The sequence below is a fragment of the Paenibacillus sp. Marseille-Q7038 genome (assembly GCF_965111595.1).
This window is the reverse complement of record NZ_CBCOOM010000001.1, coordinates 2,533,964-2,557,237: the sequence shown is the minus strand read 5'-3', so window position 1 is coordinate 2,557,237 and position 23,274 is coordinate 2,533,964. Positions and strand designations below refer to the sequence as shown.

Below are 23,274 nucleotides of genomic sequence, written 5' to 3'. Positions count from 1 at the left end.
TGTGAGATATGTTCTATAATTTGAGTTGTAAAGCAGTTCCATGAAACAGTCGCTTCCCTTGAAAAGTGAAGAGAAGGGGTTATAACAAGCTTGGAAGTGAAAACAGTCACATAGTGTGGCAGCTGTAGTAACAGTTTTACAGTTAGTAGGAGTACAGCTTTTCATGGATTTTGTTCGGACCAGGCCCTTCCTTCACGCCTTGTCCTCTCAATGAGTCCAGATCAAACCATAAATTATTGGAGGGATTACCATGGCGGTAACCGAAAAAGAAGTGCAAAGTGTACAATCCGGTTGGAGAAGCTTTCAAAAAGGCAAATGGACAAAAGAAGTAAATGTAAACGACTTTCTACAAAAAAACTTGAAACCTTATCAAGGAAATGAAAGTTTCCTGGCAGGGGCAACTGAAAATACAAAAGCACTTTGGGAGATCGTAATGGATCTTACCAAAAAAGAAAGAGAAAATGGTGGAGTTCTCGATGTAGATGTAAATACACCTTCTACGATCGTTTCTCACAAACCAGGTTATCTTGATAAAGAGAAAGAGCAAATTGTAGGGGTACAAACAGATGCTCCATTCAAACGTTCTATCCAGCCTTTCGGTGGTATTCGCATGATGGTAGACGCTTGTAAAGCATACGGATTTGAACTTCCGCAAGAAATTATTGATATGTTTACTACCATCCGTAAAACGCATAACCAAGGGGTATTTGATGCTTATACGCAAGATATGAGAAATGCTCGTAAAGCAGGGATTATCACAGGTTTGCCAGATGCTTATGGTCGCGGTCGTATTATTGGTGATTATCGCAGAGCAGCACTTTACGGTGTAGACTTCCTAATTAAAGATAAAAAGAGAGAACTCGATGAACTCGAAGTTGATGTGATTGATGAAGATATCATCCGTCTTCGCGAAGAACTTTCAGAACAAATTCGTGCTCTGCAAGAACTGAAACAACTGGGTGAAATGCACGGTTTCGATATCTCTGGCCCAGCACGTAATGCGAAAGAAGCTTTCCAATGGGTATACTTCGCTTACCTTGCAGCAATTAAAGAACAAAACGGTGCAGCAATGTCTCTTGGTCGTGTATCTTCCTTCCTTGATATCTACATTGAACGTGATCTGGAAGAAGGAACACTGACTGAGCAAGAAGCTCAAGAGCTTGTAGACCATTTTGTAATGAAACTGAGAATTGTTAAATTCTTGCGCACACCAGACTATAACGAGCTGTTTAGTGGAGATCCAACATGGGTTACTGAATCCATCGGTGGTATGGGCATGGACGGAAGAACTCGTGTAACGAAAAACAGCTTCCGCTTCCTTCATACGTTGTATAACCTTGGTGCAGCTCCAGAGCCAAACTTAACCGTACTTTGGTCTGAACAACTGCCAGAAGGGTTCAAAAAATATTGTGCGAAAGTTTCCATTGAAACTAGCTCCATTCAATATGAGAATGACGATCTGATGCGTCCGATCTACGGTGATGACTATGGTATTGCATGCTGCGTATCCGCAATGCGTATTGGTAAACAAATGCAATTCTTCGGCGCACGTGCAAACTTAGCTAAAGCACTTCTGTACGCAATCAACGGTGGTGTTGATGAAAAACTGGGTATGCAAATTGGCCCTGAGTATCCTGCAATTACATCTGAAGTATTGAACTATGACGAAGTTATGAAACGCTTCAAACCAATGATGGAATGGCTGGCTAAACTCTATATGAACACACTGAATGTGATTCACTATATGCATGATAAATACAGCTATGAGCGTATTGAAATGGCACTGCATGATCGCGACGTTCTGCGCACGATGGCTTGCGGTATCGCTGGACTTTCGGTTGCCGCTGACTCCCTGAGCGCAATTAAATACGCTAAGGTTCGTCCAATCCGTGACGAGCGCGGTATTGCTGTTGATTTTGAAATTGAAGGCGACTTCCCTTGCTACGGTAACAACGATGATCGTGTAGACCAAATCGCTGTTGAACTTGTTGAATCCTTCATGACAATGATTCGTAAACACAAAGCTTATCGCAATGCAGTACCTACACAATCCATTCTTACTATTACTTCTAACGTTGTATATGGTAAGAAAACAGGAACTACGCCAGATGGACGTAAAGCAGGCGAACCGTTTGCACCAGGTGCGAACCCGATGCATGGACGTGATAAAAAAGGTGCACTAGCAAGTCTTAGCTCAGTAGCAAAACTGCCATATGAGCATAGCTTAGATGGAATCTCTAATACGTTCTCTATTGTTCCAAAAGCGCTGGGTAAAGAAGAAGACAACCAAAAAACAAACCTGACTTCGATGATGGACGGTTATTTTGGAAGTGGCGCGCATCACTTGAACGTTAACGTATTTAATCGCGAACAATTGATTGACGCAATGGAACACCCAGAAGATTATCCGCAGCTTACTGTTCGTGTATCCGGTTATGCGGTTAACTTCATCAAATTGACGAAAGAACAACAACTTGATGTGATTAACCGTACGTTCCACGGCAGCATGTAAGTAACCCCAAAAAAAGTACGCACAAGCGGGTGCGTGGAAGGATGATGAAATGATGATAAACGGACATATTCATTCATTGGAAACTTTCGGCACTGTCGATGGGCCAGGCATCCGCTTTGTGCTCTTTATGCAAGGCTGCCATCTCAAATGCCAGTATTGTCATAACCCAGATACTTGGGCACTTGACGGCGGGAAGACAATGACACTGGAAGAAGTTCTAAGTGAAATTGAGCCTTACTTGAATTACTACAAAAATTCTGGTGGCGGTTTGACAGTCTCTGGTGGAGAACCAACGCTTCAAGCAGGGTTTGTAGCAAGACTTTTTCAAGAAGTGAAAAAACGTTGGGATCTTCATACCACACTGGATAGCAATGGATTCAATGATATGAACCGTATAGAAGAACTAATTGAGGCAACGGATCTAGTTCTTCTTGATTTAAAGCATATCAATGATGAAAAACATAAAGTATTAACTGGAAAATCCAATGAACGGATGCTGGAGACAGCTCGCTGGTTATCGGATCATGGTAAGAAAATGTGGATTAGACATGTATATGTACCGGGTATTCATGATGATGAAGAAGATTTGCGTAACTTGGGTCGATTTATCGGGACACTGAAAGGCGTCGAGAAGTTCGAGATTTTGCCTTATCACCAAATGGGTATTTATAAATGGAAACTTCTAGGCAAGGAGTACCCGCTAGAAGGAGTACCTTCTCCTACACAGGAAGAAGTGGATCGTGCATACCGCCTCATCGAAGAAGGCCGTACAGAATCACAGAACCTTCAATTTTCTTACTAATAATCGTAAGAATCGTAAGATATGTTATAAGAGAGATCTCCCCTACGAATTAGCGTAGGGAGATCTCTTTTTTTGTTATTCGAAGATTTTATCCGTCCACTTCTATCCTCATCTTTAGTAGATTTCTTCCATAACAAAGGGGTGAGACTACCTGCTACTTCCCCGAATTTCTGCTAGTTAGTTTCCATACTGACAAAAAAATATTCTCTGAAAAGCATATAAACAGCATTTCTTTGATGCCCGGTTAACTGTCAAAGTATGCTGTTTTTTGTTGTTTCCCGTAAGGTCCAGAGCAACTTTTCAGGACTAGGTGCGTCTAATACTATGACATGATAAGGAATATATACAAAATAGATACAGAGGGAGTCGGGAAATGAATTTTAAGAAATTAACGCTGCTCACCATATTAGCTCTATTCTCACAAGTGGTACCAGCATACACAGCAAGCGCAGAACCGGTAGAGAATGACCCCGTTTCAAGTACGATTGTTCAGGAAGTTTCACAGCTTGAGGAAACGGCTAACCAAGAAGTGAAAGTAGAAGAGAAAACGGATATGTCCGGTATAACAGAACAAAAAGAAGATAGCAATAATGGAACTCCACAATCCACCAATGAAGAATCTACTGTTAACACAGATGGAACGGTTACAGGTACTGCGGAAGAAGTTACAGCGAATCCAGAGGATGCCATTCTAACAGAAGAAGATCCAGTGGTTCCAGAAACCCCAGAAGTTCCCGAAGTTCCGGAGAAGCAGCCACTCAGCAACAGTCAGCTGATCCTCTATTATAATAGTAAAAAAATGGTCCAAGACGGTGTGACTTATTATGCACCACAACCGATGCAAGTGAAAAGCGGTGTATCTTATGTACCCATTCGCGCCTTGGTTGATCGAGTCGGCTACAGAGTTTCATATAATAACACTACAAAGGAAACGAGTATCATTCAAGGTAATAATGAACTGAAGTTCAAAACGAACAGTAACAAATATAAGGTTAACGGAGTTTCTAAAACAATGAAGGGGACCTCCTATCAGACTCAGAATACCTTTATGGTGCCTCTAACAGCGATCACGGGAGCACTTGGGATCAAGTATAGCGTAGTTAATAAAAGCATTGTTATGAATTTATCTACCAAACCAATTGCTAACTTCAGCATATCACCTAAGGAAGTCTATGCGGGACAAGCTGTTACATACAAGGCAGATGGGTTTTCTCCAAAGGGTCTGTCCATCATAAATGAACGTTGGGAAGGGAAAAAGGACGTATTTGATGCTCCGGGTAAATATACGATCAAATACTATGTACAAGACGCTAGTGGTTCTTGGAGTGATCCTTATTCACTTACGGTCCATGTCCTGCGTCCTAATCAGCCGCCGGTAGCTTTGTTTGTGACAGATAAAGAAGAATATAAAATGGGCGAACTCATTACGTACACAGACCAAAGTTCGGATGATGAAGCCATTGCCAAAACAGAATGGAACAATAATGCACTTGCCTTTTTTACGCCAGGTCCAAAAACAATCAGTCTGACCGTGAGGGATAATAAAGGTTTAACAAATACTTATCAAAAAACAATTATCATTACGAATGAAACACTCTATTCAGTAACCGAGTTTAATCAGTTATTTACGCCCATCGGAGAAAAATTTTCTTTCGACGGATCTGTTGTGCCTACGTGGGCAAAAGTGAATTATTCCTATACGGATAAACCAAGCACGTTACTTCGCAGTAACAGCCCGGAAACCGTGTATAAGGAAGGTATCGTATACAAAGATACCGCGGTAGGTAACACTCGTTTCTTAATCCACCATATGAATAATACGGGTAAAAGAGTGAAAATGTACGTTGTAGCAACAAATAAAAACTCGGCAACAGCAACCCTTCGTACAGAGAACTTGGGATTTGCTGGACCTACCACCATTGCACAGGCAGCAGGCAAAAAAGCGGTCGAGCGTTATTTTACAACGATTCAGGATGATTCAAAACGTACATCTACTTCATTAAAGTCAGGGGAAAGCAAGCTGATCCTGACGGATATGAGCAAAACAAGCATGAAGCAACATGAGATCGTTTCTTTATTATCTGATGTGTATAGCGATTATCCGATTGAATATAACGTGATTATTATTGACGAAAATCTAAGTCCGTTAAAGGTACTTTATAGACTTCCTATTCTTGATCGGGATGGAGTTCATAATCGGGGTACCTACCCAAATGCCACTCGGGAGATTACTTACAGTGACCGACTTGGAGAAAAGCCAGAACGACTCGTGATAGGGGATAATAAGGATGACCCGAATCTAACGGGAATGGACCCGATGATCGGTGTGGAAGCTTCTAACTCTGGTAACTTTGGAGTGCTTTATAAAATAACGCTAGAGCGCGTTGCACCTAATACGCTCATCTCCTTTAATCCAAGAGGAGGCACGTATACGGGGTACGCTATGGTCAATGGAGAGATAACTCCTCTTTATTCAGATGGCGCAGTGAGAGCTCCTAATGAACAGGCCGTATTATACCGTACGGGAGAATATGAACGTAAAGTAGTAATTTTATTGACAGCAGCACCAGCAAGCAGCCTTCCCGTTAATTTGCTGATTGCACCTTTACCAAGCAAAAATTAGGGATGAATAGAATAGCAGGTGGAAAAGGACTCTTTAATTCATAAAGAGTTCTTTTTTACATAGCTATAAAAGGTAGTTCTATGTTCGTTGACGTGGTACTCCATTTCAGGCATTATAGATATATAGACAGATTTGGTATGACGGGAGGGTAAAAGTCATGCTGTCAACGAATCAGATTATCGAAGCCATGTCTAGCCAAGGACTTCGTATTACGGATCAACGTAAGACGCTTGCTAGACTTTTTGCTGAAACAGAAGGTTATTTGTCACCAAAGGATGTATACGAATATATGGGCCGGACGTACAGCGGGCTCAGTTTTGATACGGTTTATCGAAATCTTAGAGTCATGCAGGAACTAGGTGTACTTGAACAGGTCATCTTTGAGGATGGAGTCAAATTCAAGGCTACTTGCAGCTCGGGACATCATCATCACCATCTGATATGCCTTCAGTGTCAAAAGACACTTCCTATTGAGTTTTGTCCAATGCAGCTTACGGATACACCAGATCAATTTCAAGTGGTGGAGCATAAGTTTGAAATCTTTGGTTATTGTAAAGACTGTCAAGCATCTGGAAAACTATCGCCTAAGGCAGATCAGAAACAAGCTTCTTCAAAGGGTCAGTAAAGATGAAGGTTACTCGTACGATTGCAAAAGCACCCGTTACGTTTTATCGGAAATTTATATCACCACTGAAACCTCCGAGCTGTCGTTTTTATCCGACTTGTTCGGCTTATGCACTAGAAGCGATCGAAGTTCATGGTGCGGTAAAAGGTTCATTGCTCTCCGCTAAACGAATTATGAAATGCCATCCATTACATCCAGGGGGCGTGGATTTGGTTCCGCCTAAAAAAGGTAGCCAAAATTCTTCTACATCGTAGGCGTAAAGGCATGTGATAACCTTGACATGGATTACGCTCGTTTAGTATTATTTTGATAAATTCATATGTTTCTTATGAAGGGATAAGTACAGTTAACATCTGCAGTACAGAGAGCCGGGGAAGCTGCAAACCGGTCTGTGGAACACTGGAAAATGGTCCTGGAGGAACCACTTTCGAGCTGTCTTCTATATACATAGGAAGAGGTAAGGGAGTGGCGTGTTCCAGCGTTAATGGGTCCGGTTGATGAACACAACATAACCGGTTGAGCCTGCGATCCGTGAGGATACAGGGAATTTGGGTGGTACCACGTGAGAATAACAGACTCTCGTCCCATAGGGGATGAGGGTCTTTTTGTATTGTCTTCTGGTATTTTCGCAGAATGACAGGGCAACAATTATTTTACTGGAGGTATAATAATGACGGAGAAAAAAACATTTTACATTACAACACCAATCTACTATCCAAGTGACAAACTTCATATTGGGCATGCTTACACAACGGTAGCAGGGGATGCGATTTCAAGGTACAAAAGACTTAGAGGGTACGACGTTCGTTATTTAACAGGTACGGACGAACATGGACAAAAAATCGAACAAAAAGCGCAAGCAGCAGGTAAAACACCGATTGAATTCGTAGACGAAATTGTTGCAGGTATCCAGGATCTATGGAAGAAACTCGATATCTCTAACGATGACTTTATTCGTACAAGCGAAAAAAGACATACGAAGGTTGTTCAAGATGTATTTGAACGTTTGGTAGCACAAGGTGATATTTATAAAGGGGAATATGAAGGATGGTACAGTATTCCTGATGAAACGTACTATACAGAAACCCAACTTGTGGATGCAGTGAAAGATGACCAAGGTAATATCATTGGGGGAAAAAGCCCAGATAGTGGACATCCTGTAGAACTTGTAAAAGAAGAATGTTATTTCTTCAAAATGAGCAAATATGCAGATCGTCTTTTAGCGTTTTACGAACAAAATCCGGAATTTATTCAGCCGAAGTCTCGTAAAAATGAGATGATAAACAACTTTATCAAACCAGGTCTTGAAGATTTGGCTGTATCTCGTACAAGTTACGATTGGGGAGTAAAAGTGAAAAGTGATCCGAAACACGTTGTTTATGTGTGGATTGATGCACTGCTCAACTATATTACTGCACTCGGTTATGGTACAGATGATACAACACTCTATAATAAATTCTGGCCGGCTGATGTTCATCTTATGAGTAAGGAAATTGTCCGTTTCCATACGATTTATTGGCCAATTATGCTGATGGCTCTGGATCTTCCACTGCCGAAAAAAGTCTTTGCTCATGGCTGGCTGCTTATGAAAGATGGTAAAATGTCCAAATCCAAAGGAAATGTAGTGGATCCTGTTACTTTGATCGATCGTTATGGTCTGGATTCCTTGCGTTACTATCTGCTTCGCGAAGTTCCATTTGGTTCAGATGGTACCTTTACGCCTGAAAGTTTTGTAGAACGTGTGAATTCTGATTTGGCGAATGATCTAGGTAACCTATTGAATCGAACTGTAGCGATGGTTCATAAATATTTCGATGGAAAAACGCCGGCATACCGCTCAGGAGTGACACCATTTGATGCGACATTGGAAGAATTGGCACTTACGACGGTACAAAAAGTAGAAGAAGCGATGGAAAATTTGGAATTCTCCGTAGCGCTTACTTCTATTGGACAATTTATTAGCCGTTGCAATAAATATATTGATGAGACTCAGCCTTGGGTTCTTGCGAAAGATGAAGCGAAAAAAGAGGAACTGGCTTCCGTTATGGCTCATCTTGTGGAATCCCTTCGTGTAGCGTCCATTTTACTGCAACCATTCTTAACGCAAGCACCGCGTAAAATCTGGGAGCAACTTAATATTCAGGAGGGTGAGCTAACTGCTTGGGATAGCACAAAACAAGCAGGAATTATCCCTGAAGGCAATGAGCTTCGTAAAGGAGAGCCGATCTTCCCTAGACTAGATGTGGAGCAGGAAGTAGCGTATATCGCGAATGCAATGTCAGGTGGATCAAAACCAGAAGCTGTGAAAGAAAACGAAGCCAAGGAAGTTCCAGCACCGGAAGGCTTACCTGAGATTGGAATTGAGGATTTTGCTAAAGTGGAACTTCGCGTAGCACAGGTTATTGCTTGTGAGCCGGTGAAAAAAGCAGATAAACTGCTGAAACTACAGCTTGACCTTGGTTACGAACAGCGCCAAGTTGTATCTGGTATTGCTAAATTCTATACTCCTGAGGAAATGGTAGGCCGTAAAGTCATATGTGTAACGAACCTGAAACCAGTTAAACTTCGGGGTGAATTATCCCAAGGGATGATTTTGGCTGCGTCTCATGGGGATCAGCTGACTCTTGCTACCGTTCCAGAAAATATGCCGAACGGGGCTATTGTGAAGTAAGATTTTATATAGGCTTATAAACAAATGAATAAGTGCATACTCGTAGAAGGAAGGACTTATGTCAATTCAGAATACGATATGCCGATGAGGCGTCCTTTCGGGGGCGCTTTTTTCCATTTGAAAAAGTATTGACATCCAAAAGGCGGATACCTATACTACTATTTAGCAGTAATCGTTACGATTACGATTAAATGTGAAATAAAACAATGTAAATATGGAGTGGATAAAATGAAAAACAGACTTACGAATTCAGCAAGAAGGTCTCGAGTTTTTATGACAGTTGCCTTATGCAGTATCATGATGCTGATTATATCCGCATGTGGAAACAATTCTTCAGAAGGGCAAATATCAGAGGATAAATTTAATGTAGTCACTAGTTTTTATCCGATTTATGAGTTTACGAAGGCAATTGGCGGAGATGATGTTAATGTTATTAATCTGTTGCCAACGGGTGTTGAACCCCATGACTGGACACCGCGAAGTCAAGATATCGTAAATACATCCAAAGCTGGTTTGTTCTTATATAATGGTGCGGGCCTTGAAGCATGGGTTCCTAATTTCCTAAAAGGGTTAGATAAAGATTCCAATGTTAAAGCAGTGGAAGTAAGTGCAGGCATTAATCTTATCGATTCGGAAGAGGAAGACCATACCCATGATGGTGAAGCCCACGATGATCATGCTCATGAAGGAGAAGAACACGATCATGCCCATGAAGGTGAAGTTCAAGAAGATGATGGACATAATCATGGTTCCATTGATCCTCATACTTGGGTAAGTCCGAAGTCGGCACTTGTCATGGCAGAGAATATCAAGAACAGTCTTGTAGAAGCGGACCCAGACCATAAGACGGGCTATGAAGAGCGTTATGATGAACTTAAACAGCAACTGGTAGATCTCGATGCGAAGTTTACAGAACAACTTTCTAACGTATCTCAAAAAGAAATTGTTGTTTCTCACCAGGCATTTGGATATTTAGCACGTGACTATGGACTCACACAACATTCAATTATGGGACTTTCCCCTGATGCAGAACCAACAGGACAAGATATTGTGAAACTTGCTAATCTGGTGAAAGAAGAAGGAATTCGTTACATTTTCTTTGAAGAGTTAGTCTCTGATAAACTAGCCAAGACCCTTGCATCTGAGGCGGGCGTAGAAACAATGGTTCTTAACCCGGTAGAGGGACTAACACAAGAACAATTGGCGAATGGAGATAATTATTTCACCCTGATGGAGAAAAATTTGCAAAATCTCGTAACAGCTTTACAATAGAATGTGATCATACTTGATACTTTATCAAGGTTAGCTTAAGAAGAAGGAAGGAAGACCATGCAAAAAGCTATTAATTTATGTCATGATCCGGTTCTTGAAATTAAGAATCTCTGTTTTTCATACGGTGAGCAGCAGGTCATCGAGAATCTGAACCTTACGGTGAAGGAAAGAGATTTTGTTGGCGTCATTGGATCAAACGGAGCGGGAAAAACGACGCTCATGCGCATGCTGGTCGGATTGTTACCTCCAGGCGATGGAGAGATCCGTTTGTTCGGTCAACCCATCGCTAAATTTAAGGACTGGGAACGGATCGGATATGTACCGCAAAAGAACGCTTTTAATCCGCTATTTCCAGCAACCGTTCGGGAAGTTGTTCTTTCCGGGCTTTATAATAACAAGCATATTTTCCGTAAAATGACGAAAAAGCATAAGCAGCAATGTGATGATGCTCTTGAAGTAATGCGGATCCAAGATTTGGCGGATAAAAGAATAGGACAGCTATCCGGAGGTCAACAGCAACGTGCATTCTTGGCCCGGGCGCTGATCAATCATCCTGACCTGCTGATTTTAGATGAACCTACGGTAGGTATTGATGCTGAGACACAAGCAAGTTTCTTTGAGATGATTACTCACATGCATAAACATCATCATATGACATTCCTGATGGTATCGCATGATATTGAAATGATCAAAGGATATCTTGGAAACGAACCTCAGCAGGTGAACGGTAAAATTAATTTCTATGTTCGTCATTCCCATGATCTGGAGAACTGTGTTCAGACAGATTTGCAACATTCGGTGTTATAGGGTCAAAGGAGTCGTGAAGATTGGAAATTTTAACGAGTGATTTTTTTCAGCGGGCATTAGTCGGGGGGATATTTATTGGTATCACCGCACCGCTGATTGGTTTGTTCTTAGTACTGCGTAGACTCTCTATGATAGGGGATACTTTGTCACACGTAACGATTGCAGGTGTGGCTTTTGGTTTCCTGATTGGGGTCTATCCGATTGCGGCAGGGCTTGTTTTTGCAGTAATTGCATCATTTGGTATTGAAAAATTGCGTAAAGCTTATAAGAGTTATGCAGAATTATCTATTGCGATTATTATGTCAGGCGGGGTAGCACTAGCTTCCTTGTTCTTCACCCTAGGTAAGGGTTATAACGCGGATGTGATGAGTTATTTATTTGGCAGTATTTACACTCTTGATCGCACGGATCTTATGGTTGTGGGTGTGGTTACTGCGATTGTCATTTTGGTGGTCAGTTTATTTCACAAAGAATTTTTCTTGCTCAGCTTTGAAGAGGACGCAGCAGCCGTTACCGGCCTTCCTGTGAAAATTCTAAATATGCTGCTTACGATTATGACGGCACTAGTCATCAGTACCGCCATTAAAATTGTTGGGGCGCTACTCGTATCTGCTTTATTAACGATTCCAGTAGCGATTAGTTTGCTCATAGCAAAGAGTTTTCGGACTTCGATCATTTTATCGGTTATCATTTCGGAGATCGCCGTCATTGCAGGGCTTGTCATCGCAGGGATATGGAATCTGGCACCAGGAGCAACCATTGTATTATTGCTGATTGGATTGCTGGTGGTCATTATGCTCGGGAAAAAAGGGATTCGAACTTAAGATTTGTCTAGTCGAATCCCTAACTCATGAGGAGGCGTTCCTTAATGCCTGATGTAAACGTGTGGCTTGCTTTCGGGGCAGGTATAGCTTCGTTTCTGTCCCCTTGCAGCTTGCCGCTGTATCCTTCGTATTTGTCTTACATAACCGGTTTGTCTGTACAGCAACTGAAGAATGAGCAAAATAAGAAAGAAATACGTTTACGAACCTTAAGTCATACGCTTGCTTTTATCCTTGGTTTTTCCGTTGTGTTCTATACTTTGGGGTTTGGGGCAGGAGTGTTTGGAGAGTTCTTTCATGAGTATAAAGATTTGATTCGAATGTTATCAGCTGTACTCATTATCGTCATGGGACTCATGTTAATTGGGCTTTTTCAGCCTCAGTTTCTAATGAAGGAACGGAAGATGGAGATGAAGTGGAAACCGGCGGGTTATCTCGGATCTTTTATTTTTGGAATAGGGTTCTCTGCCGGTTGGTCTCCTTGTATCGGGCCTATACTTACCGCTATTATCGCTATGGCAGCAACGGAGCCAGGAGCTTGGATCGGTTTGATTACAGGTTATACGGCAGGATTTGCAGTTCCATTTTTCATTCTTGCTTTCTTTGTAGGTACGACAAGATGGATTACGAAGTACTCTGGTATTTTAATGAAAGTCGGAGGCAGTATCATGATCTTGATGGGGATTTTACTCTTTACCGATCGAATGACCCAGATTACGATTTGGCTGCAGCGGATTACTCCCGATTGGATGATCATTTAAAAATGTTTTCGTTTGAATGTAAAAAGGTGCTTCTCTATAACCGTCAGCTATTGACGGAGTATAGGAAAGCGCCTCTTTTATTGTGTGAAAAAAGAAATCAGTTTTTACGTGAAGTACTCGATTTTAGATTCCGGGAAATATTCGAAAATCCGTTCCGTAATAAATTCGCGTAACGCTTGTTGTTGATCTTTTGGATACACATATTTGTATTGCCCGTATTTTCCCCATTTGGTTTCCCGTTTGGCAATATCCATCTCCAGCTTGGATTTTGGATAACGTTGTTCGATTAAATTTTTAGCTGTTTTTGTGAAACGATGCTGAATCATTTCAAAAGTTAAATCTTCGGTAGCATCTTTAGGAAGAGTCTTCGCTAATCGTTTTAAAAGATCGCCGTATCCTTCTTCCCAGCCCTCATGCCATATAATGGGGGCAATAATAAACCCTAATGGATATCCCCCATGTGCAATTTTTCCAGCTGCTTCGATTCTTTCCTCGAAACGGGAGGTCGCAGGCTCAAAGTTTTTAATGACATAGTCTGCGTTAACGCTGAATCGAATGCGCGTATTACCATTGTGCTTCAAGTTAAGCAGAGGTTCTACATGATGGTATTTGGTTACAAATCGTAATCTGCCGAATTCTTCATCTGCCATAAACGTAATCAGGTCGGCTAGGTTCCCTGTAATATGCTCTAGACCTACAGGGTCTGAGGTACAGGCAGCTTCAAACCGAGTTATCTCTGGCTTGCGTTCTTCAATATAGTCCTTAGCTGCTTGGAGAATATCACCGGTATTCACATACACACGGACATAGGGTTTTGCCCCGAGTGTGGTTTGTAAGTAACAATAATGACAATGGCCCATACAGCCAGTAGAGATGGGGATTGCGTATTCTGCAGATGGCTTAGATTGATCAAATTTTAATGTTCTGCGGATGCCGACTACGAGTGTTCGCTTAGCGATCCGGTATTTCTCCAGATCCGTTTCTCCAGGCAAATTCGTGATTCGGTTGTGGGAAGTAGTCATATGATATTCGATGTTTTTTTCTTTTACCCATTCCAGAATACGTTGTCCTTTTGGATAGTCGAGCGAACTGGGTTCAAAATAAACAAGATCAGGGACAAAAGCTTTAGTGGGCCTAACTTTGCGTTCAGGTCTTTCTAAGACTTGAGTCGGCATGAAAAAGCTCCTCTCACATTGTAATTCACTAAGTATTTTGCCTTGACAACCGTCTTCTTAAGCATGGAAACATTACGTATAAAACGGGGTGCTGTGCCCTTCGGGACTTGCAAATCATAATGAATAACATGTATCATAACAAGAGCAAACTTACTCGGCCGCAAGGACGCTAGTTCATTAATGAAATGAGGTTAGGCACATGCCAACGCCCAGTATGGAAGATTATTTGGAGCGAATTTATAAGTTAATCGATGAAAAAGGGTATGCGCGTGTATCCGATATTGCGGAAGGACTCGAAGTACATCCATCCTCAGTAACGAAAATGATACAGAAGCTGGATAAAGACGAGTATTTAATCTATGAGAAGTATCGAGGCCTGATCCTTACCCCAAAAGGTAAAAAAATTGGTAAAAGACTGATGGACCGCCATGAGCTGCTTGAAGAGTTTTTGACCATTATCGGAGTACAGGACGAAAATATATACAGAGACGTGGAAGGGATTGAGCATCACCTCAGTTGGGATTCCATTACTTGTATTGAGACTCTCGTGCAGTACTTCCGCCGTGATGATGCAAGGTTGCAGGATCTTCGAAACGTTCATAAGGAACTAACAAACGAATCTTGAAAAACTATCAAAACACCATCCTAGTTCCATAGGATGGTGTTTTTCTATTCAGTCGCAACTTTCAGCATATAAAGACGTCTATAACTATAACAAATGGGTTATTTTTCTAAATTTATATGCTTGGAGGACAATGTTTTATGAGGAAAGTTAAAGAGTGCCTTGCTTTGTTATTGGTTGTATTACTTGTACTGCAGGGAGCACCGACTATCTCGGTAGCAAGTTCGAGTGAAATTACGATTTATTTAGATGGAAGTCAGCTTAACACCGATGTAGCCCCTTATTTGAAACCGAAAGATAATGTAACGATGGTTCCACTTCGGGTAATTAGTGAGGGAATCGGCGCTTCAACTAAATGGAATCAGGCTACGAAAACTGTAAACATTCAAGGGCTGTACACTTCAATTTCATTAACGAATGGGAAGACAACCGGAATGGTAGACGGGAAAACTGTAAATTTAACAACTTCAGTAGAAATTATTAGAGGCCGAGTTATGGTTCCTCTTCGGTTTGTAAGTGAGCATCTAGGCTTACAAGTGACATGGAATCAATCAGCTAAAACGATTCAACTGACTACAACAAATTTATGGCCAGCAGACCCTGAGATTCCAAGTGTGCCAGGTGAACCTAGTTCGGAAATAAGAGGGGCCTGGATCTCTACAATTAATGGAGACTGGCCTAAATTAGGTTCTACTAAAAATATCGCCAAACAAAAGCAAGATTTTATAAAAGAATTAGATGCTCTTGAGTCTATGGGGATTAATAGCGTATATGTGCAGCTTCGCGGTGCATCCGATGCTATCTATCCATCGACTCTCGTTCCATGGAACAGAGTCCTAACCGGGTCGCAGGGGCTGAATCCTGGATATGATCCCGTTGCATTTATGGTTGAGGAAGTACATAAACGGGGAATGGAGTTCCATGCTTGGTTTAATCCGTTTCGTGCAAATACCACAACGAATACAAGTACGCTTGCAGCAAACCATGTCATAAAGCAGCACCCAGAATGGATCGTAACGGCTAAAAACCAAATGTATATTAACCCAGGTATTCCTGAGGCAAGACAACATATTATTGATGCGATTATGGAAGTAGTGAATAACTACGACATTGATGGGGTTCATCTTGACGATTACTTCTATCCATCAAACACCACGTTTAATGACAACGCTGCTTATAAGCAATATAATGCGGGCAAGTTCAAGAATATAGGTGACTGGAGAAGAGACAATATTAATCTTTTTGTTCAGAGTCTGGGACAAACTATTAAGCAGTCTAAAGCGTCAGTCGAGTACGGTATCAGTCCTTTCGGTGTATGGAGAAATATAACGAAAGATCCTACAGGGTCAAATACCAAAGCAAGTGCGGCGTATGACGATATGTATGCTGATGTTAGAACATGGATAAAAGAAGGATGGATCGATTATGTGGCTCCGCAGATCTATTGGAGTATGTCGTTTACCGCTGCCAGATACGATGTGCTGGTAGATTGGTGGGCTAACGAAGTAAAGGGAACAGACGTTGATCTTATTATCGGTCATGCTCCTTATAAGCTGGGAACTGCAGAAGTTGGCTGGCAGACATCACAAGAGATCATCAATCAACTGAAATACAATGAGCAGTATGATGATATCACAGGTTCCATATTCTTCAGCAGTCAGTATCTTACTAAAAACCCGCTTGGATTAATTCAAGCGCTAACCTCATACTATACGAAATAAAAAAATCGAATGGGATCAGACTTTATAACTGAGGATATCAATTAAACAATATACAAAAGAACCCCGCAGACCTAAGGTCTGCGGGGTTCTTTTGTGATCTTTAATGATATTTAGGAACATCTGGATCATCTTTATCTCTCTTATTTCCTTCGATTACGTGGAATGGGTACTCTTTTCTTTTTTTGGTTGTTGTTGATTTTGCTCCATTTTTGGATTGACTAAGCTTTGCCATTGTTGCAGCTGACGGTTTGACTTTCGGGTATTTCTTCTTGGTGTTAGCGTAACCGGCTGGTGGCTTCAGATAAAACCACAACATCAACCCAACTAGAATGATAGGAAGTATGAGTTGATTCCAAGCACCGCTTATTGCATATATAATCAACTGATAAACTGCCAAAGCCATGACCGTAAAGAAAATAACACCATGTTTCAACATCTTCCATCTCATCCTTTCACAGGATCCAGATTTCCGCTTGCATAAGATACGTTTACCGTAGCATTCTCAAGTTCTGCATCGAGTTCACGCATCCGATTGAAGGAAGCGATAGACACTTCTACCTGATCATCTGTCGGTTCTTTTGTAGTTAGCAGCTGAAGCCACAGACCAGGGTATCCAAGATAACGGAGGACAGGAACATCACGCACTGCATTCGTAAACTTCAAAACTTCGAAAGATAGCCCTAACACGACCGGTAAGAGCATCAGACGCTGACCTACACGTTCCCACACATTATCATATGGGAAAGGGATGGAGAATAAAGAATAGACCAGCACCCCAACGATGACACTCAGAACAAGAAAACTGCTGCCGCAGCGATAGTGGAGGCGGCTGAACTTTTGTACATTTGTTGGTGTAAGCTCTACTCCTGCTTCATAAGCACTGATTACTTTATGCTCTGCTCCATGATATTGGAACAGTCTCTTAATCGTCGGGGTAAGCGATATGACGTACAAGTATAAAAATACTAGCATTATTTTAATAATACCTTCAATAAAGGTGTGACTAAATTTACTCAACCCCGTGTTACCAAATAAAAAATCTTCGATAAATACGGGCACAGCGGTGAGAACGACCTTACCAAATACAAAGGACAATACACCGACAGCAGCTACTCCGATTACCATGGATAGGCTCCAACCGGAATTTTCACTATCCTTCTGTTCTTGTCGTTCTTCTTCTGTCAGTTCATCGTCTGCATAAGCATCAGCAGAAAAGTTTAAATGTTTGGTTCCTTTGGCACTCGAGTCAATTAGACTAACAATCCCGCGTAAAAAAGGGATTTTACGTAGTTTTTTAACCCAGGATTTATCTTGTTTCGGGACTTCTAAAAAAGCGATCTCCTGGTTTTTTCGTCTTACTGCTGTAACATTTACATGCTTTCCGCCAAACATTACGCCTTCTATGACTGCTTGGCCGCCGTAAGCTACTGGTTTTGATTCTTGAGGCAAAAGTTTCACCTTCCTATTCTCTTCATTACCTCTATTGTATCTTTTTTAGCCAGCAATTTCTAGTTTTGAGTAACGATTTGGAATTTGCATATACTACATGCTATAGCATGAATTTACATGACGATATTTTTAATAATAAGGAGACGATTTGGAGTGAACCATCAGCAGAAAAGAACAAAACGAACAAACCCGCTGCTTTTCGGTTTGGAAATTGGATTTTTTGCCGGATTATTTTGGGGAGGAATTCAGTGGGTTTTCTATATTTTTCATTTTACAGTGATTCCGACTGGATTTATTGCGGAACCTTTTTTCAAACACTCTTTTATTTATTCGGCACCGGGACAATGGCTAGGATGGGCATTTTTCATCGGATTTTCGATCCTTGCCACCCTACTTTACATATTAACTTTGCGTAAACTTAGAGGGCCAATTCCTGGATTACTATACGGTATCGTCTGGTGGTTTCTCATTTTCATGTGGCCTGGTCCAATCCTCGGTATGGTGAAACCCATTACAGAGGTGACGTGGGATACGATTTATGCAGAATTTTGTTTGTTTTTACTGTGGGGATTGTTTATCGGTTATTCTGTAGCTGTCGAGTATACGGACGAACGGAAACGGGAGCCAGAAATGGCATAAGGCTGCAATCAAAAAAACTTCTCAATCCCTCGTTCATTGTGTTAAAATAGCAAATGGTTATCGGCAGGGAAGGTAGTACACAAGGATGAAGCGGTATTTCGGTTTGTGAGCTACACGTACTGCAGACTTTCATGAACGTACCATCGTTTTTTGCACACGTTATGATGGCACCAGAAACATAGCCTTATTTGCTGGGTTCATTCTACAGCTTTACATCTGATCTACAGACCATGATTTGACGATCTGGAGATTCACGAAGAGAGTGAGATAAGGAACTGGCTTGAAGGCGAAGAAAGAAGGTATAATCATGGAGAACAACCGCGTGTTGAAACTACGTAAGGCAATGAAAGAACAAGGACTGGAAGCCATTCTGGTGACGAGCCCGATTAACAGACGGTATATTACCGGCTTCACTGGTTCAGCAGGTTACGTACTCGTAACGCTCCAAAAAGCGTATTTGCTTACTGATTTTCGTTATATGACACAGGCTCCGCAACAAGCAAAAGAATTTACTGTTCTTGAGCACGCTGCGAAACCAATGGAAACAGTAAAAGAATTACTGAGTGAAGAAGGAATTCAGTCTCTGGGATTTGAGAAGGATTTGATTACGTTCGCAACGTATGAGGCGTACACAGATCAAGTGAAACCTGTGAAATTGGTTCCCGTGAGCGGACTTGTTGAAAAACTTCGGTTATATAAAGATGAGAACGAGATTGCGATCATGCAGCGTGCTGCAGATTTGGCGGATGCTGCTTTTGCTCATATCTTGACAGTTGTAAAACCAGGCATGACAGAACGCGAAGCAGACCTTGAACTTGAATTCTTTATGCGCAAGCATGGTGCAACATCTTCTTCCTTTGATACGATTGTAGCTTCTGGGATTCGTTCAGCAATGCCGCACGGCGTTGCCAGCAATAAGGTAATTGAGAAAGGTGATTTTATCACTTTTGATTTTGGCGCACTTTTAGATGGTTACTGTTCAGACTTGACACGTACAATTACAGTGGGGACACCAGCAGCCAAATTGCTAGAGATTTACGATATCGTACTTGAAGCTCAATTACATACTTTGGAACATTTGAAGCCGGGTATGACAGGACGGGAAGCAGATGCGCTCGCAAGAGACATAATTACGAAATATGGATATGGCGACCATTTTGGTCACAGCACGGGACATGGTCTCGGTATGGAAGTTCATGAGTCACCTCGTTTATCCAGACATAGTGATGATATTCTCGAACCAGGAATGGTCGTTACCGTAGAGCCAGGAATCTACCTTGCTGACATCGGAGGCGTTCGAATTGAAGATGATGTCGTAATGACTGAATCTGGAATTTCTATTTTGACGCATTCAAAGAAAGAATTAATAACGTTGTAATTATAATTAGGAGGGGTTTTTTAGTGATTTCAGTTAATGATTTTAAAACAGGTTTGACCGTTGAAGTTGACGGTGACATTTTTACAGTTCTTGATTTCCAACACGTTAAGCCAGGTAAAGGAGCGGCATTTGTTCGTTCTAAGCTTAAAAACCTTCGTAATGGTAACACGGTAGAAAAAACATTCCGTGCTGGTGAAACAATCGGTCGTGCACAAATCGACAACCGTGGTGTTTCTTATCTGTACGCAAGTGCAGATGAGCATACTTTTATGGATAACGAAACTTACGATCAATTCACGCTCACTAGTGACCAATTGAAATGGGAACTTAACTTCCTTAAAGAAAACATGAATGTAAACATCATCAGCTACAAAGGTGAAATTCTTGGAATTAACCTGCCGAACTCTGTAGAATTGAAAGTTATTGAAACAGAGCCAGGAATTAAAGGTAACACAGCAACAGGTGCTACTAAAAACGCAAAAGTAGAAACAGGTCTGAATGTACAAGTACCTTTGTTTATTAATGAAGGCGATGTTCTGATCATTGATACTCGTGAAGGTAAATACAGCTCCCGCGCATAATAAAGACGACATTCTTTTTTGAGATACGTTTATATACAAAGTCCTCTGCTAATCAGCAGGGGACTTTGTTGTGTTATGAGGAGAAAAGAGGAGCTTACAGAGACTTCTTCAATGATTTACAGTAAAAAAGGGTTACCAGTTTCCAAATTTCGTATTATACTGTTTAAAAGTAAGGTAAGCGTAAGCCAGCTTATCGCCTATATAAAATGATGTTTTATACTTGTAAGGGTAGGGAGTGAGTTTGGTTTGTCTTTGTTTGTAATGAAATTCGGAGGAAGTTCCGTCGGTGATACGGAACGAATGCAGCGAGTAGCAAAACGCGTAGCCCAGAAACAAGATGAAGGACATCAATGTGTCGTTGTCGTCTCCGCTATGGGGGATACAACAGACGAACTCATTGACCAGGCAAAAATATTAAACGATAAGCTTCCCGCACGTGAAATGGATATGCTGCTCACAACGGGTGAGCAAATTTCGATCGCTTTATTATCAATGGCAATTCAGAGCTTAGGCCGGGAAACCGTCTCCTATACAGGATGGCAAGCAGGATTCCGGACGGAGCCGATTCATGGAAAAGCACGGATTACGGATATACAGCCAGAACGGGTATTACGATCTTTGAAAGAAGGCAAAATTGTAATCGTTGCCGGATTCCAAGGTATATCCGAAGAAGGAGAAATTACAACACTCGGACGCGGTGGATCTGATACGACAGCAGTGGCACTAGCGGCTGCGATCAAAGCCGACGCTTGCGAAATATATACAGATGTTGACGGGGTTTATTCTACTGACCCTCGAATCGTCAAGGTTGCTCGAAAACTAAGTGAAATCTCGTATGATGAGATGCTGGAGCTTGCTCACCTGGGTACCGCTGTGTTGCACCCGCGTGCAGTTGAATATGCGAAACATTCGAAAGTGCCTTTAGTGGTTCGATCCAGCTTTACTTATAATGAAGGAACGGTAGTGAAGGAGGAAGCAGCATTGGAACAAGGCGTAGTGGTAAGCGGTATTGCCTACGATAAAAATGTAGCGCGTATCAGTATTTTGGGAGTTGAAGATATTCCGGGCGTGCTTGCAGGTATGTTTGGTGCGTTAGCAAAAGAACAAATCGATGTCGATATTATCGTACAAAGCGGTATCAGTGATGGCAAAGCGGACTTCTCCTTTACTGTTAATTTAGACGATAGACAGCGTGCTATTGATGTCATTCAAGGAATGGAAAGCATTCTACCATTTCGTGAAATAACATCGGAGGATGGGCTTGTGAAAATATCAATTGTTGGTGCAGGCATGGTCAGCCATCCAGGCGTTGCTGCTCAAATGTTTGATGTCATTTCAAGCCAAGGTGTCAATATCAAAATGGTAAGTACATCAGAGATTAAAGTTTCCTGTGTAGTGGAAGGTACAAAACTGAATGAAGTTATACGTGCACTCCATACAGCTTATAAACTTGACACAGAAGTGCAAGCTTTTGTAGGCGGACCACAAGATCGAAGATAATTACGGCAGTACAGCACAAAAAGAGGCTTACACGATGAATAACGTGTAAGCCTCTTTCTATATTAATTTTTGTTCTTGTGATTTCCATGGGATTAAAAGATGATCCTCCATAAAAGGAACAATTGTAAACGCATTCCTCATTAAACAATAATCCACATCTTTTTCATGTCCCTGCTTGGTTAATCTTTTCGCCTCACTGCTCTCTTTTAGCTTATTTCGAAGGTCTGCCTCGCAGCCTAGATAGGCTTGATGGACAACCAATCCTAGGTCATTTAGACGCACAGGCGCTACAGTTGATTGTTTTATATATTCAATAAGCATTCCCGCACAAAGTGCATCTTCCATAGTTAACCTGTCCTGTTGACCCGCACATAAAATAGCGATATCCAGATCAACTTCCGTGAGTACCTGTGCACAAGCTTTTGCATTCAAAAAAGCTGCTGTGAATATATAGGAAGCTTTTCCTGCTTTAATTAAAGCTCTAGTACCGCTGGTGGTAGTCATAATTCCTTTTCGTCCTTCTACTAAATCTTTTGTATATTCCAAAGGTGAGTTCCCCGCATCAAATCCAGCTATTTTTTTACAGAATCGTTCACCGCCTAGAAACATCCCTTCATGCCCAAGTTGTTTAGCTTGAGGCACCGTTTCTACGGGCGTAATGCAGATTGCCCCTTGTGCTAGTGCAGTAACAATGGTACTCGTTGTTCGAAATACATCGATAACCACTGCGCTGCGGTGAATCACATCTTCTGTGCGTATTTCACTGGCACTGGCAACAACATCGATACGCATAGGTGTACCTCCCTAACTTGTTTTTGCACTGTTTCTCTACATCATCCAGCCTATCTATTCTTACTATATGCATCAGGAGGGGGGCAGGTGCCTACCTCTTTTTTTTCTGTGGATATAAATAGACTAGTTTTGGCATATGTTCTAAGACAACTTGCTTCAGGGAGGAAATTTATATTGGACAAATATGTACTGTCGATGGCTATTTTACGTATATTCTCAGGATCTGCTGAATTGATTGCCGCCCTGCTTATGCTGAAGTTTAATCAGGTCGAGAAAGCACTTGCCGTGAATTCCGCACTTGCATTTGTTGGTCCGATGATCCTTATTTTAACGACAACCATTGGACTAGTAGGGATGGCAGACAAGCTTTCCTTTGGTAAATTGGCGTGGGTATTTATGGGAGTAACTTGTCTCTTAATTGGTATTTTAAAAAAATGATAGATTCCCGTCATAAAAAACGTGTACAGGCATAAATATGGGGTATGACCAACAAACACGGGCCCCCAGAAAGGGCCTTGGAAAA

The 23,274-nt window shown here is 41.5% G+C and carries 21 protein-coding genes; 17 read left to right on the top strand and 4 right to left on the bottom strand.

Annotated features, from left to right (window positions below):
• The first annotated feature begins 250 nt into the window (after nucleotides 1-250).
• The 10 genes from pflB to ACWPWY_RS12135 all read left to right on the top strand — a co-directional run bounded on the left by pflB (nucleotide 251) and on the right by ACWPWY_RS12135 (nucleotide 12,894).
• Nucleotides 251-2,512, top strand: a complete 2,262-nt coding sequence (gene pflB, locus ACWPWY_RS12180; protein ID WP_454191930.1) for a formate C-acetyltransferase — start codon at nucleotides 251-253, stop codon at nucleotides 2,510-2,512.
• Nucleotides 2,513-2,564: 52 nt separating this feature from the next.
• The gene (gene pflA, locus ACWPWY_RS12175; RefSeq protein ID WP_454192874.1) at nucleotides 2,565-3,314 is read left to right on the top strand and encodes a pyruvate formate-lyase-activating protein; all 750 of its coding nucleotides are present in this window, start codon (nucleotides 2,565-2,567) and stop codon (nucleotides 3,312-3,314) included.
• A gap of 373 nt (nucleotides 3,315-3,687) precedes the next feature.
• Nucleotides 3,688-5,937: a copper amine oxidase N-terminal domain-containing protein gene (locus tag ACWPWY_RS12170; RefSeq protein ID WP_454191929.1), complete on the top strand. Its 2,250-nt coding sequence runs from the start codon at nucleotides 3,688-3,690 to the stop codon at nucleotides 5,935-5,937.
• Nucleotides 5,938-6,094: 157 nt separating this feature from the next.
• Nucleotides 6,095-6,562: a Fur family transcriptional regulator gene (locus ACWPWY_RS12165; protein WP_454191928.1), complete on the top strand. Its 468-nt coding sequence runs from the start codon at nucleotides 6,095-6,097 to the stop codon at nucleotides 6,560-6,562.
• Between the two features lie 2 nt (nucleotides 6,563-6,564).
• Complete coding sequence (yidD, locus tag ACWPWY_RS12160) at nucleotides 6,565-6,816, top strand: membrane protein insertion efficiency factor YidD (RefSeq protein WP_454191927.1); 252 nt, start codon at nucleotides 6,565-6,567, stop codon at nucleotides 6,814-6,816.
• Between the two features lie 416 nt (nucleotides 6,817-7,232).
• Nucleotides 7,233-9,233 carry a methionine--tRNA ligase gene (gene metG / locus ACWPWY_RS12155; RefSeq protein WP_454191926.1) on the top strand — a complete coding sequence of 667 codons (2,001 nt, stop codon included), beginning with the start codon at nucleotides 7,233-7,235 and terminating at the stop codon, nucleotides 9,231-9,233.
• 228 nt (nucleotides 9,234-9,461) lie between these two features.
• On the top strand, nucleotides 9,462-10,505 hold the full coding sequence (locus tag ACWPWY_RS12150; protein ID WP_454191925.1) for a metal ABC transporter substrate-binding protein: 1,044 nt from the start codon (nucleotides 9,462-9,464) through the stop codon (nucleotides 10,503-10,505).
• Between the two features lie 57 nt (nucleotides 10,506-10,562).
• Nucleotides 10,563-11,312: a metal ABC transporter ATP-binding protein gene (locus ACWPWY_RS12145; protein ID WP_454191924.1), complete on the top strand. Its 750-nt coding sequence runs from the start codon at nucleotides 10,563-10,565 to the stop codon at nucleotides 11,310-11,312.
• A 20-nt stretch (nucleotides 11,313-11,332) separates the two neighbouring features.
• The gene (locus ACWPWY_RS12140) at nucleotides 11,333-12,136 is read left to right on the top strand and encodes a metal ABC transporter permease (RefSeq protein ID WP_454191923.1); all 804 of its coding nucleotides are present in this window, start codon (nucleotides 11,333-11,335) and stop codon (nucleotides 12,134-12,136) included.
• 44 nt (nucleotides 12,137-12,180) lie between these two features.
• Nucleotides 12,181-12,894, top strand: coding sequence for a cytochrome c biogenesis CcdA family protein (locus tag ACWPWY_RS12135; RefSeq protein ID WP_454191922.1), 714 nt, complete (start codon nucleotides 12,181-12,183; stop codon nucleotides 12,892-12,894).
• 104 nt (nucleotides 12,895-12,998) lie between these two features.
• Here ACWPWY_RS12135 and splB read toward each other — a convergent pair whose 3' ends face one another.
• Entirely contained in the window at nucleotides 12,999-14,069 is a 1,071-nt protein-coding gene (splB, locus tag ACWPWY_RS12130) for a spore photoproduct lyase (protein WP_454191921.1), read from the bottom strand.
• Nucleotides 14,070-14,268: 199 nt separating this feature from the next.
• Here splB and mntR point away from each other — a divergent pair, with 199 nt between their 5' ends.
• Nucleotides 14,269-14,694 carry a transcriptional regulator MntR gene (gene mntR, locus ACWPWY_RS12125; RefSeq protein ID WP_454191920.1) on the top strand — a complete coding sequence of 142 codons (426 nt, stop codon included), beginning with the start codon at nucleotides 14,269-14,271 and terminating at the stop codon, nucleotides 14,692-14,694.
• 137 nt (nucleotides 14,695-14,831) lie between these two features.
• On the top strand, nucleotides 14,832-16,412 hold the full coding sequence (locus ACWPWY_RS12120; RefSeq protein WP_454191919.1) for a family 10 glycosylhydrolase: 1,581 nt from the start codon (nucleotides 14,832-14,834) through the stop codon (nucleotides 16,410-16,412).
• A gap of 100 nt (nucleotides 16,413-16,512) precedes the next feature.
• Here ACWPWY_RS12120 and ACWPWY_RS12115 read toward each other — a convergent pair whose 3' ends face one another.
• Nucleotides 16,513-16,848, bottom strand: coding sequence for a hypothetical protein (locus tag ACWPWY_RS12115; protein ID WP_454191918.1), 336 nt, complete (start codon nucleotides 16,846-16,848; stop codon nucleotides 16,513-16,515).
• Nucleotides 16,849-16,856: 8 nt separating this feature from the next.
• Nucleotides 16,857-17,861, bottom strand: a complete 1,005-nt coding sequence (locus ACWPWY_RS12110) for a DUF1385 domain-containing protein (protein ID WP_454192873.1) — start codon at nucleotides 17,859-17,861, stop codon at nucleotides 16,857-16,859.
• 153 nt (nucleotides 17,862-18,014) lie between these two features.
• Here ACWPWY_RS12110 and ACWPWY_RS12105 point away from each other — a divergent pair, with 153 nt between their 5' ends.
• From ACWPWY_RS12105 to ACWPWY_RS12090, 4 genes are all read left to right on the top strand, one after another.
• On the top strand, nucleotides 18,015-18,500 hold the full coding sequence (locus ACWPWY_RS12105; protein WP_454191917.1) for a YqhR family membrane protein: 486 nt from the start codon (nucleotides 18,015-18,017) through the stop codon (nucleotides 18,498-18,500).
• Between the two features lie 307 nt (nucleotides 18,501-18,807).
• Nucleotides 18,808-19,878, top strand: a complete 1,071-nt coding sequence (locus ACWPWY_RS12100) for a M24 family metallopeptidase (RefSeq protein WP_454191916.1) — start codon at nucleotides 18,808-18,810, stop codon at nucleotides 19,876-19,878.
• A 23-nt stretch (nucleotides 19,879-19,901) separates the two neighbouring features.
• A complete protein-coding gene (gene efp / locus ACWPWY_RS12095; protein WP_191799146.1) occupies nucleotides 19,902-20,459 on the top strand; it encodes an elongation factor P in 558 nt (185 codons plus the stop codon).
• 246 nt (nucleotides 20,460-20,705) lie between these two features.
• Nucleotides 20,706-21,959 (top strand): aspartate kinase, encoded by a 1,254-nt coding sequence (locus tag ACWPWY_RS12090; protein WP_454191915.1) that lies wholly within the window; start codon nucleotides 20,706-20,708, stop codon nucleotides 21,957-21,959.
• A 57-nt stretch (nucleotides 21,960-22,016) separates the two neighbouring features.
• Here ACWPWY_RS12090 and ACWPWY_RS12085 read toward each other — a convergent pair whose 3' ends face one another.
• The gene (locus tag ACWPWY_RS12085) at nucleotides 22,017-22,751 is read right to left on the bottom strand and encodes a 2-phosphosulfolactate phosphatase (RefSeq protein ID WP_454191914.1); all 735 of its coding nucleotides are present in this window, start codon (nucleotides 22,749-22,751) and stop codon (nucleotides 22,017-22,019) included.
• A gap of 171 nt (nucleotides 22,752-22,922) precedes the next feature.
• Between ACWPWY_RS12085 and ACWPWY_RS12080 the strand changes: the two genes are divergently transcribed.
• Nucleotides 22,923-23,189, top strand: a complete 267-nt coding sequence (locus ACWPWY_RS12080; protein WP_454192872.1) for a YqhV family protein — start codon at nucleotides 22,923-22,925, stop codon at nucleotides 23,187-23,189.
• Nucleotides 23,190-23,274 lie beyond the last annotated feature (85 nt).

Bases quoted from the DNA above. Each gene is read 5' to 3' on its own strand.
- pflB (WP_454191930.1), top strand. From the start codon at position 251: ATGGCGGTAACCGAAAAAGAAGTGCAAAGTGTACAATCCGGTTGGAGA.
- pflA (WP_454192874.1), top strand. From the start codon at position 2,565: ATGATAAACGGACATATTCATTCATTGGAAACTTTCGGCACTGTCGAT.
- ACWPWY_RS12170 (WP_454191929.1), top strand. From the start codon at position 3,688: ATGAATTTTAAGAAATTAACGCTGCTCACCATATTAGCTCTATTCTCA.
- ACWPWY_RS12165 (WP_454191928.1), top strand. From the start codon at position 6,095: ATGCTGTCAACGAATCAGATTATCGAAGCCATGTCTAGCCAAGGACTT.
- yidD (WP_454191927.1), top strand. From the start codon at position 6,565: ATGAAGGTTACTCGTACGATTGCAAAAGCACCCGTTACGTTTTATCGG.
- metG (WP_454191926.1), top strand. From the start codon at position 7,233: ATGACGGAGAAAAAAACATTTTACATTACAACACCAATCTACTATCCA.
- ACWPWY_RS12150 (WP_454191925.1), top strand. From the start codon at position 9,462: ATGAAAAACAGACTTACGAATTCAGCAAGAAGGTCTCGAGTTTTTATG.
- ACWPWY_RS12145 (WP_454191924.1), top strand. From the start codon at position 10,563: ATGCAAAAAGCTATTAATTTATGTCATGATCCGGTTCTTGAAATTAAG.
- ACWPWY_RS12135 (WP_454191922.1), top strand. From the start codon at position 12,181: ATGCCTGATGTAAACGTGTGGCTTGCTTTCGGGGCAGGTATAGCTTCG.
- splB (WP_454191921.1), bottom strand. From the start codon at position 14,069: ATGCCGACTCAAGTCTTAGAAAGACCTGAACGCAAAGTTAGGCCCACT.
- mntR (WP_454191920.1), top strand. From the start codon at position 14,269: ATGCCAACGCCCAGTATGGAAGATTATTTGGAGCGAATTTATAAGTTA.
- ACWPWY_RS12120 (WP_454191919.1), top strand. From the start codon at position 14,832: ATGAGGAAAGTTAAAGAGTGCCTTGCTTTGTTATTGGTTGTATTACTT.
- ACWPWY_RS12115 (WP_454191918.1), bottom strand. From the start codon at position 16,848: ATGTTGAAACATGGTGTTATTTTCTTTACGGTCATGGCTTTGGCAGTT.
- ACWPWY_RS12100 (WP_454191916.1), top strand. From the start codon at position 18,808: ATGGAGAACAACCGCGTGTTGAAACTACGTAAGGCAATGAAAGAACAA.
- ACWPWY_RS12085 (WP_454191914.1), bottom strand. From the start codon at position 22,751: ATGCGTATCGATGTTGTTGCCAGTGCCAGTGAAATACGCACAGAAGAT.